This window comes from Stenotrophomonas maltophilia group sp. Smal17 (genome assembly GCF_030237045.1).
Lineage (GTDB): Bacteria > Pseudomonadota > Gammaproteobacteria > Xanthomonadales > Xanthomonadaceae > Stenotrophomonas > Stenotrophomonas forensis.
Genome location: NZ_JASJSU010000041.1, coordinates 29,133 through 38,717 on the forward strand (window position 1 = coordinate 29,133; position 9,585 = coordinate 38,717).

The 9,585-nt window shown below is 65.2% G+C and carries 8 protein-coding genes and 2 tRNA genes; 5 read left to right on the forward strand and 5 right to left on the reverse strand.

Annotated features, from left to right (window positions below):
• Positions 1–123 precede the first annotated feature (123 nt).
• The 3 genes from QRO93_RS12515 (at position 124) to QRO93_RS12525 (ending at position 2,508) form a co-directional block, all read left to right on the forward strand.
• The gene (locus tag QRO93_RS12515; protein WP_258011032.1) at positions 124–924 is read left to right on the forward strand and encodes a restriction endonuclease fold toxin 5 domain-containing protein; all 801 of its coding nucleotides are present in this window, start codon (positions 124–126) and stop codon (positions 922–924) included.
• Entirely contained in the window at positions 921–1,670 is a 750-nt protein-coding gene (locus QRO93_RS12520; protein ID WP_180880687.1) for an Imm52 family immunity protein, read from the forward strand. The genes QRO93_RS12515 and QRO93_RS12520 overlap by 4 nt, the downstream gene beginning before the upstream one ends.
• A 484-nt stretch (positions 1,671–2,154) precedes the next feature.
• Positions 2,155–2,508: a hypothetical protein gene (locus QRO93_RS12525; protein WP_006457010.1), complete on the forward strand. Its 354-nt coding sequence runs from the start codon at positions 2,155–2,157 to the stop codon at positions 2,506–2,508.
• Positions 2,509–2,640: 132 nt separating this feature from the next.
• On the opposite strand, the gene QRO93_RS12530 is transcribed toward QRO93_RS12525, so the two are convergent.
• From QRO93_RS12530 to QRO93_RS12550, 5 genes are all read right to left on the reverse strand, one after another.
• Positions 2,641–2,717: transfer RNA gene (locus QRO93_RS12530), tRNA-Pro, on the reverse strand.
• Positions 2,718–2,857: 140 nt separating this feature from the next.
• Positions 2,858–2,934, reverse strand: a tRNA-Pro gene (locus QRO93_RS12535).
• A 55-nt stretch (positions 2,935–2,989) separates the two neighbouring features.
• The gene (gene cydX, locus QRO93_RS12540; protein WP_008268311.1) at positions 2,990–3,106 is read right to left on the reverse strand and encodes a cytochrome bd-I oxidase subunit CydX; all 117 of its coding nucleotides are present in this window, start codon (positions 3,104–3,106) and stop codon (positions 2,990–2,992) included.
• A 54-nt stretch (positions 3,107–3,160) separates the two neighbouring features.
• Positions 3,161–4,312, reverse strand: a complete 1,152-nt coding sequence (gene cydB / locus QRO93_RS12545; protein WP_053450300.1) for a cytochrome d ubiquinol oxidase subunit II — start codon at positions 4,310–4,312, stop codon at positions 3,161–3,163.
• 15 nt (positions 4,313–4,327) lie between these two features.
• Entirely contained in the window at positions 4,328–5,917 is a 1,590-nt protein-coding gene (locus tag QRO93_RS12550; RefSeq protein WP_006457005.1) for a cytochrome ubiquinol oxidase subunit I, read from the reverse strand.
• A 228-nt stretch (positions 5,918–6,145) separates the two neighbouring features.
• On the opposite strand from QRO93_RS12550, the gene cydD reads away from it, so the two are divergent.
• On the forward strand, positions 6,146–7,891 hold the full coding sequence (gene cydD, locus QRO93_RS12555; RefSeq protein WP_285304243.1) for a thiol reductant ABC exporter subunit CydD: 1,746 nt from the start codon (positions 6,146–6,148) through the stop codon (positions 7,889–7,891).
• Positions 7,888–9,561: a thiol reductant ABC exporter subunit CydC gene (gene cydC, locus QRO93_RS12560; protein WP_180880682.1), complete on the forward strand. Its 1,674-nt coding sequence runs from the start codon at positions 7,888–7,890 to the stop codon at positions 9,559–9,561. The genes cydD and cydC overlap by 4 nt, the downstream gene beginning before the upstream one ends.
• Positions 9,562–9,585 lie beyond the last annotated feature (24 nt).

The following is a 9,585-nucleotide window of genomic DNA, read 5'->3' on the forward strand; positions in this document are numbered from 1 at the left end:
CGTGGCGTGGGCGCGCGGTTTGCGGGCCGTCCCGGCAGCGGACATGTGGATGCGCAGCGCAAAGAACCCGAACCTGGCAGCGGCGGATCTGCTGTCGAATCTGGCAGGACACTAGGAGCAACGATGGGCACCAGAATCATCGGCCCGCGGCCTTGGCTTGGGCCCGGCATGGGAGGCGGTAACGGCAACGTGGATGAAGACGGCAACCCGGTGGACCCCTATGGCGGGCCGACCACCGGTGACGTGGCCGATGGCATTCGCGATGTAGTGAGCGATATCCAGCAGCGGGTGCGCGGCAAAGCCAAGCCGGATGCGCGCGCTGAGCCGACGGCCAAGGCGCGGGAAGTGGACTGCTCGCAGATGCCCGACGAGACCGCGTGCAACGAGTGCCTGCTGAAGGAAGGGTTCATTGGTCCACCCCGCACTGGGCGCTATGTCACCCGGCGCAATCTGATCAACTACGAGTACCAGCTGTACATCGCCAACCTGCGCTCGGCACCGCTGCGCTTTGGATTCATGGTGGCGGACAAGGCCGATCCGGCGCGGACGTTCTTCTCAGTGGATACGTTGTTTGATTATCTGCACCGGAAGGGCTTCTTCCGTACCGTGCAGGAGTGGCACTTCAACGCCTGTGAGTTTGATGGGTTCTGGTTGAAGCACTGCACAGTGGTGGAGGCTAAGGGGAGGTATGAGCACTTTCTGGATGCCGATAACAATCCGAAGTATCACTTCGTCGAGAAGAGCATCTTTCTTCCTTGGAACGCCCAGATGGCCAGGCAGAAGGCGGCAATATCCATTGCAGGACGTCAGGCAAAACTTTCGTGGTTTTTCATGCAGGCGCGAACAATGGCGGTAGCTACTCGATTTGCAGGGTTGGATCCACTCATCTGCAAGTATCAACCTTATCCGGGAGAAGCGAGTTGATTATCGATGTGCAAGCCTGCCTCAAATCCCGTCCTGTAAGCAGGTCGCCTCTTGAAGTTGCCGAGCTTGTCGACAGTATCGTGGGAGAATTAAGTCCTCTGCATGCGCAGATGAGACAGTGGTACACGATGCCTGGAGGTCCGCGGGAGAAGGTTGTGTCGCTGGAAGAGCGCGACGCCGTTTTGAAGGTGATGGAGACGGATGTTGAGAAAACTCGCAGGGATCTAGGCGATTTCCGGAACCTTGGAGCATCTCTGATGATATCCAATGTGGCAAGAAGCCGTGATTGGAGGAACCCAGGGCTTGTTGTCCTGGATGTAAATCCAATGACGGGCTTTCATCGAATCAGAATGGGTGGGCTTGAGGAATTTGGTAAAGGTTTTCCGGGCCTTATGCTTCAGTCACTCATGATTCTCGTTGAGAAGCTTAATCCTGTATTTGCGAATGTTGATGTTAAGGCGAGGACGCCGGAGACAGGGTTGGTGGACTATCAAATAGACCGCCGCCTGTATCAACACCGGGAATTCTTTGGCTGGATGGGCTTCGTGCCTGCCCAGATCAGCCACGCGCAGATCCGCGACGCGCATGCCGTCCACCCGGTCGATGGCCTGGGTACGGTGATCGTCTCGGTGCCGGGCGTGTTTGACCCCACCGACGACGCGCAGGTGGACAAGGTGCACCGCGTCGAAATGGATCTGGCCAGCTATGACCTGTTGCCGGTGACAGATCCTAACCTCAAGGGCTGAGCACAGCCACGACCGGCCCGCACCCACGCGAAGTGCCTCCGCCGCGCGCAGGGTGACGTAATCCGCACGACCCCCATCCTGCCGCGCGGCACAACGGCGCCTGCGGCTTAACACTGCCAAGCCTTTGCGTCCCTAGCTTCTGGACGCCCGCAGACGCTGTGCAACAATGTCGCGAATCGTACGAATTGTTGCAGTGGCGCGTTTGCCCATTGGCACATCGTGCGCTGGCGTTTACACCTTCGCATGCCACCGGAAAAGGGTGGCCGGGACTGCAAAACCCGAGCTGACTTGTTGTATACGCTTGCCAGCCGGCGTCGCTTCGCGCGGCGCCGGCTGGCATTCCGTTCGCGTTCCATGGCGGGCGGTGCGTGGGGATGTGCGCAAGCACATCCGCCCGAACTAAGTCAGCCGGGTTTTTGCAGCCACGTATCGCCCGCCGCCTTTGTCCGGCGGCATCACCGTGTTCCTTGCATGGAGAATGCCCATGAAGACGTCTGATACTTCCTTCCCGCCCACCGGTCACGCCCCGGCCAATGCCGATGTGGCAGGCGAGCCCATCACCTTCGTCGCGCAGTTGTGTGGCATCGACAGCGGGGGCGCATCCGATGGACGGCCCTGGCCCGAACGCCAGCTCAATCCCGGCCGTTGCATGGCCCTGGCCGATGCCGATTGCGCATTGGCCGGGCTGCGCACCGTACATGCCATTCTGCTGGCTGCCGAGCGGGCGCGGCAGGATGGCGGGCCGGACCAGGATGTGGGCGACCACGTGATCGAGGGTCTGATCCAGGCCAGTCGCGCGCTGGGCCTGTATGCCGGCCTTAACGTGCGGCCCTGCTGACTTCCGGGCCGTGTGGCGGGGCAGGGCGGCTGCCTTGTCCCGTTGCTGCCATTCACTGGCAGTTGCCGGGGCGCCAGGCACAAAAAAACCCGGAGGACTGTTGTCTTCCAGGCTTCTTGGTGACCACCAAAGTGGTCGGGGAGACAGGATTCGAACCTGCGACCTCTACGTCCCGAACGTAGCGCTCTACCAGACTGAGCTACACCCCGAAGGGAGCCGCCTATTCTAGCGATTCACCCCGATGGCGGCAAGGGGTAAATGCTGTTTTCTTCACACTGCCGAAGCAGTGCCACTTCAGGGAACAAAAAAGCCTGGACGACTTCACCAGGCTTCAATGCGACCACATGAGTGGTCGGGGAGACAGGATTCGAACCTGCGACCTCTACGTCCCGAACGTAGCGCTCTACCAGACTGAGCTACACCCCGAAGGAGCCGCCTAAGATACCGTGTGAAGGCCAAGGCGGCAAGGCTTTTTTACGACTCAGTGACGATTTTCCTTCTCGATACGGTTCTGCTCGCGGGCTTCGAACCACATGCCGTTGAGGATGGCCACCGTCGAGGCGAGGCCGGCACCGAGAATCCAGGCGAAATACCACATGATCAGTCTCCTTTGTCCAGGGGATGTGCCGGCCGTGGGCCGGCACACCGTCCATCAATACGCGTTCGGGTTGTTGCCCATCTCTTCGCTGGTGGTCTTGCCCTTCAGCACGCGGTACACCCAGGTGGTGTAGGCGAGGATGATCGGCAGGAACACCGCCGTAGCCAGCAGCATGATCCACAGGGTCAGGTGGCTGGACGAGGCATCCCACACGGTCAGGCTGGAGGTGGGCTGGCTCGAGGACGGCAGCAGGAACGGGAAGATCGCAAAGCCGACGGTCAGGATGATGCCGGCGATCGCTGCACCCGAGGCGATGAAGGCCAGGCCACCGCGACGGGCACGCAGCAGTACCGCACTGGCCAGCAGTCCGGCCAGGCCGAGCAGCGGGGCCAGGATCGTGGCCGGCATCGTGCTGTAGTTGCGCATCCAGCCACCGGCGGCGCCGAGTTCGGCGGTCTTCAGCAGCGGGTTGGTGGCGCCATCGGTGACCACCTGCGAGGTGATCTGGTAACCCGGCAGGCCAAAGGCCACCCAGGCACCGCCGACCGCGAACAGCACGAAGGCGATGATCGCGGCGATGCTGCCGAAGCGGGCCGCACGCTCGGCCACCGGGCCGTCGGTCTTGATCACCAGCATGGCGGCACCGTGCGCGACCAGCATCGACACGCTGAGCAGGCCGGCCAGCAGCGCGAAGGGCATCAGCAGGCCGAAGAACGAGCCGGTGTAGAAGATGCGCATGCTGTCATCGAAGTGGAACGGCACGCCCAGCACCACGTTGCCCACCGCCACGCCCATGATCAGCGCCGGGATGAAGCCGCCGATGAACAGCGCCCAGTCCCAGGTGTTGCGCCAGCGTTCGCTGGGCATCTTGCTGCGGAACTTGAAACCGACCGGACGCAGGATCAGCGCGAACAGGATCACGAACATCGCCAGGTAGAACCCGGAGAAGCTGACCGCATACAGCGGCGGCCAGGCGGCGAAGATCGCACCGCCACCGAGCACCAGCCACACCTGGTTGCCTTCCCAGACCGGGCCGATGGTGTTGATCACCAGCCGGCGCTCGGCGTCGTTGCGGGCGACGAAGGGCAGCAGCGTGCCCACGCCCAGGTCGAAACCATCCATCACGGCGAAGCCGATCAGCAGGATGCCGAGCAGCAGCCACCAGATCACGCGCAGCGTGGTGTAGTCCAGAAGAATGAAATCCATCGTGGTTCTCCTGCCTCAGGCCTGGCCGGCGGCGGGCGCCGAGGCATTGTGGGAAGCATGCGGCTGGGGCGACTGCAGCGACGGCAGCACCTCATCCGGACCCTTGCGGATCGCCTTGAGCATCAGCTTGATCTCGACCACGATCAGCGCGGTGTAGATCGCGGTGAAGCCGGCCAGGGTCAGCACGATTTCGTGCAGGGCCAGGCCCGATGCCGCATAGAAGGTCGGCAGCACGCCATCAACCGCCCACGGCTGGCGACCGTACTCGGCCACGAACCAGCCACACTCGATCGCGATCCACGGCGCCGGCAGCGTCCACAAGGCCACCTTCAGGAACCAGCGCTTGTCCTGGAAGTTGTTGCGGCACGAGTAGTAGAAGGCCAGCGCGAAGAAGGCGATCAGGTAGAAGCCGAGCCCGGCCATCACGCGGAAGGTCCAGAACAGCGGCATCACGCGCGGCACGGTATCCATCGCGGCCTGCGAGATCTCCTGCGGGGTGGCGTTGAGGATGTCATCGCGGTAGCGCTTGAGCAGCAGGCCGTGGCCAAGGTCCTGCCAGTGGCGATCGAACATCTCGCGCGCTTCCACGTCGTTCTTGTTGGCGCGCAGGCGTTCCAGTGCGCCGTAGGCCAGCTGGCCGCCGCGCACGCGGTGCTCGGCACGCTCGACCAGTTCCAGAATGCCCGGAATCGGCTGGTTCAACGAGCGGGTGGCGATCAGGCCCATCAGGTACGGGATCTTCACCGCGTAGTCGTTCTGGTGGGTCTGCTGGTTGGGGATGCCGAAGGCGGTGAAGTCGGCCGGCGCACGCTCGGTCTCCCACATCGCTTCGATCGCAGCCAGCTTCATCTTCTGGTGTTCGCTGGCGGCGTAACCGCTCTCGTCACCCAGCACCACCACCGACAGCGAGGACAGCAGGCCGAACGCTGCGGCCACCGCGAACGAGCGACGGGCCAGGTCCTTGTGCTTGTTGCGCAGCAGGAACAGGGCGCTGATCGCCATCACGAACACCGCACCGGTCACGTAACCGGCGCTGACGGTGTGCACGAACTTGGCCTGTGCCACCGGGTTGAACACCACCGCCATGAAGTCGACGACTTCCATGCGCATGGTTTCCGGGTTGAACACCGCACCGGTCGGGTTCTGCATCCAGCCGTTGGCGATCAGGATCCAGATCGCCGACAGGTTGGTGCCCAGCGCCATCAGCCAGGTCACCATCAGGTGCTTGACCTTGCTCAGGCGGTTCCAGCCAAAGAAGAACAGGCCGACGAAGGTGGCTTCCAGGAAGAACGCCATCAGGCCTTCGATGGCCAGCGGCGCACCGAAGATGTCACCCACGTAGTGGCTGTAGTAGGACCAGTTCATGCCGAACTGGAATTCCATCACGATGCCGGTGGCGACGCCCATGGCGAAGTTGATGCCGAACAGGACGCCCCAGAACAGGGTCATCCTGCGCCAGATCTCCTTGCCGGTCATCACGTACACGCTCTCCATGATGGCCACCATGAAGGACAGGCCGAGGGTGAGCGGTACGAATAGGAAGTGGTACATCGCGGTCAGCGCGAATTGCAGCCGCGACAGTTCTACGACTGTCTGATCAATCATGGCCTGGCTACCTCGTTGGATAGTGCCGTTGCAGGTGGCGGGAAGGGTGGTCTACGACGTGAATGATGTGACCGACTACTTCAAACAGCCTTGATCCAGATCAATGTATGAACAGGTGACCCGGTTGATCGTATGCCAACCTGATGAAGACTGCGACCGCCGGCCGCAGGGGCCGGCTATTGCCTGCGCCTACAATGCCGTGTCTCCCCCGCTGCCCGTGAAGACCTCTTGAGCGCTGCCGAAACAACCCCCGACGGCCTTTCCCAGGAAGCCGAAACGACCCGCCAGCGGCGCGCCCGCACTGCATGGCTGGCCGATCTGGCGCGGCCAGCCCGCGGCCGCCAGCGCCTGGCGGCGCTGTGCATCAGCCTGTCCGGGGCGCTGTTGATCGGCCAGGCCGCCGCCATTGCCTGGCTGGTGCAGCAGGTGCTGGTGGAACGCGCGCCGCTGGCATCGGGCCTGCCGGTGCTGGGCGGACTGGCGCTGATCCTGGTGCTGCGCACGCTGTTGGGCAGCGCCACCCAGGCCGCGGCCGGCGATGTGGCCGATGCTGCGCGGCTGGCACTGCGCGAACGTGTGTTCGCGCGCCTGCTGGGCCATGGCCCGCTGTGGCTGCGCCAGCGTCGCACCGGCGAGCTGGGCGAACTGGTGCTGCATCACGGTGATGCGATCGAGAATTATTACAGTGGCTTCCTGCCGGTACGCACCGAGGTGGTGGTGGTGCCGCTGCTGATCCTGGCCGCCGTGGCCTGGGTCGACTGGGTGGTGGCGCTGATCCTGTTGTTCACCGCGCCGCTGGTGCCGTTCTTCATGATGCTGGTCGGGTGGGGCGCTGAAGCGGCCGGTCGCGCCCAGCTGGGGGAACTGGCGCGGATGAGCGGCCACTTCGCCGATCGCATCAAGGGCCTGGGCCTGCTGCGCCTGTACGGCCGTGGCGAAGCCGAACTGGCTGGCGTGGAGGCCGCCGCCGAAGGCGTGCGCCTGCGCACGCTGAAGGTGCTGCGGATCGCGTTCCTGTCATCCACGGTGCTGGAATTCTTCGCCTCGGTGAGCGTGGCGATGGTTGCGCTGTACCTGGGCCTGAGCTACCTCGGCATGATGTCGTTGCATGCAGCGGTGCCGACGCTGGGCGCCGGCCTGTTCTGCCTGCTGCTGGCCCCGGAGTTCTACGCACCACTGCGGCGGTTGGCCGCGCACTACCACGACCGTGCCAACGCCCTGGCGGCGGCCGCCGAAGTGGAGCGCCTGCTGCAGTCGCTGCCGGATGAGCAGGGCCTGATTGAAAACGAGATTGCACCGCTGGCGGTGGAGCCGGCCGAGGCTGCCTTGCCGCCGCTGCAGGCACAGGGGCTGGTGTTGCGTCCGTTGGGGGCGCCGCATGATGTGCTGCAGGATCTTGAGGTGGTGTTGGAGCCGGGCCAGCGGCTGGCCCTGGTGGGCCCCAGCGGATCGGGCAAGAGCACGCTGCTGGAAGCACTGGCTGGTTGGTTGCCGCCACGCGCCGGCAAGCTGCAGCTGCGCCCCGGCGTGCAGGTGGCCTATGCCAGCCAGCGTCCCTACCTGTTCCACGGCAGCATTGCCGACAACCTGCGGCTGGCCGACCCCGGCGCCAGTGATGCACGGCTGCGCGCGGTGGCCGAGGCGGCGCAGGTGCTGCAGTTCGCGCAACGACTGCCGCAGGGGCTGGACACGGTGATCGGCGAGCGCGGCTTCGGCCTGTCCGGTGGTGAAGCGCGCCGCATCGGCCTGGCGCGCCTGCTGCTGCGTGACCCGCAGGTGCTGCTGCTGGATGAGCCCACCGCCTTCCTCGATGCCGATACCGAAGCGGCGCTGCTGCGCAGCCTGGCCGCGTATGCGCGGGGCCGCAGCGTGGTGGTCGCCACCCACAGCCCGGCGGTGATCGCCTGGGCCGACCGTTGCCTGCTGTTGCCGGAAGGCCGCCTGGTCGAGCCGGCACAGGCGGTGCGCGCATGAGCCGGTCACCCGATTCACTGCGTGCAGTGTTCCTGCGTCATCGGCCGCGCCTGCTGCTGACGATGCTGCTGCTGTGGACCACGATGCTGGCTGGTACCGCGCTGCTGGGCCTGTCTGGCGGTTTCCTCACCGCCGCCGCGCTGGCCGGTGCGGCCGGGTTGGGCCAGGGTTTCAATTTCTTCTCGCCCTCGGCCGGCATCCGTGGCCTGACCATGGCACGCATCGTGTCGCGCTATTTCGAAAAGCTGGTCGGCCACGATGCCACCCTGCGCATCGCCCGCGACCTGCGCGTGTGGTTCTTCCGCCGTGCGCTGCCACTGGCGCCGGCACGGTTGGGGGCCACGCGTACCGGCGACCTGCTGGCACGCCTGCTCGGTGACATCGGTGAGGTGGATGGCCTGCTGGTGCGTGCCATCGGGCCCTTGGTGGCGCTGGGTGCGTTGTCGCTGGTCGCGGTGGTTTCAGCGGCGCTGATCCTGCCGTCGGCGGCCGTGCTGCTGGCGGTGCTGGCATTGCTGATCGCCGTCGGTGTGCCGTGGCTGGGCGTGCGCGGTCGCGATGATGAAGAAGCAGACCGCGCCGCGCATCGCGCCGCGTTGCGCACCGCTGCATTCGAAGGACTGGAAGGGGCCGGGGATCTGGCCGCGCTGCATGCCGATGCGGCGTGGCAGTTGAAGGTGCGGGTAGCGGCCAAGCAGCTGGCCTCGCGCGACCGTCGCCGGCGCTGGCGCCTGATTGCAGCCTCGACCCTGCATGGCCTGGTGGCTGGGCTCGGCCTGGTGGCGATGCTGGCATTGGCCCTGCATGCGGCCGAACAGCAGCGCATCGCGCCGGAAATGGCCGCCGGCCTGGTGTTCCTCACCGTGGCGTTGATCGAGTTGTGGGCGGGCATGGGCCTGGCCTGGCAGTCGCTGCAGTCCGGGCGCATCGCTGCCGATCGCCTGCAGGCCATCGTCGAGCAATCGCCAACGGTGGAGGATCCGTCGACGCCGCACGCTGTACCACAGGCGGCGCGCGTGCATTGGGATGATGTCCATTTCCAGTGGCCGGGCGCGGCGCGGCCGGTGCTGTCCGGCCTGCAGCTGACCCTGGCACCGGGCGAGCGCATCGCGATCCGCGGCGACAGCGGCAGCGGCAAGACCACCTTGTCCAGCCTGCTGCTGCGGCTGTGGGATCCGCAGCAGGGGCGAATTACCTATGGCGGCCGCGATCTGCGCGATTTCGCCCAGGCCGAGTGGCATCGGCAGCTGGCGTGGCTGCCGCAGAACGCGCCGGTGTTTGCCGGCACGGTGGCCGAGAACCTGCGGCTGGGTGATCCCGACGCCAACGACGTCGAGCTGTGGGCAGTACTACGTCGGGTACGCCTGGCCGAATGGGCCGAGCGCAATGGCGGCCTGCAGGCCTGGGTCGGTGAGAACGGTGCGACGATGTCGGCCGGGCAGGCGCGGCGCCTGGCGCTGGCGCGCGCGCTGTTGCGCAATGCGCCGATCCTGTTGCTGGACGAACCGACCGAGGGGCTGGACGTGGATACCGCACGCGCGCTGCTGCAGGACCTGTCCGGACTGCTGGACGGTCGCAGCCTGTTGATGATCACCCATGATGATCTGCCCGACGGCGTGGTCGATGCGCAGTACCGGTTGCGTGACGGGGCCCTGGTCCGCGAACCGTGAATGGTAGTGCCGGCCGCTGGCCGG

Bases quoted from the DNA above. Each gene is read 5' to 3' on its own strand.
- cydC (WP_180880682.1), top strand. From the start codon at position 7,888: ATGAGCCGGTCACCCGATTCACTGCGTGCAGTGTTCCTGCGTCATCGG.
- QRO93_RS12550 (WP_006457005.1), bottom strand. From the start codon at position 5,917: ATGATTGATCAGACAGTCGTAGAACTGTCGCGGCTGCAATTCGCGCTG.
- cydX (WP_008268311.1), bottom strand. From the start codon at position 3,106: ATGTGGTATTTCGCCTGGATTCTCGGTGCCGGCCTCGCCTCGACGGTG.
- QRO93_RS12525 (WP_006457010.1), top strand. From the start codon at position 2,155: ATGAAGACGTCTGATACTTCCTTCCCGCCCACCGGTCACGCCCCGGCC.
- cydB (WP_053450300.1), bottom strand. From the start codon at position 4,312: ATGGATTTCATTCTTCTGGACTACACCACGCTGCGCGTGATCTGGTGG.
- QRO93_RS12515 (WP_258011032.1), top strand. From the start codon at position 124: ATGGGCACCAGAATCATCGGCCCGCGGCCTTGGCTTGGGCCCGGCATG.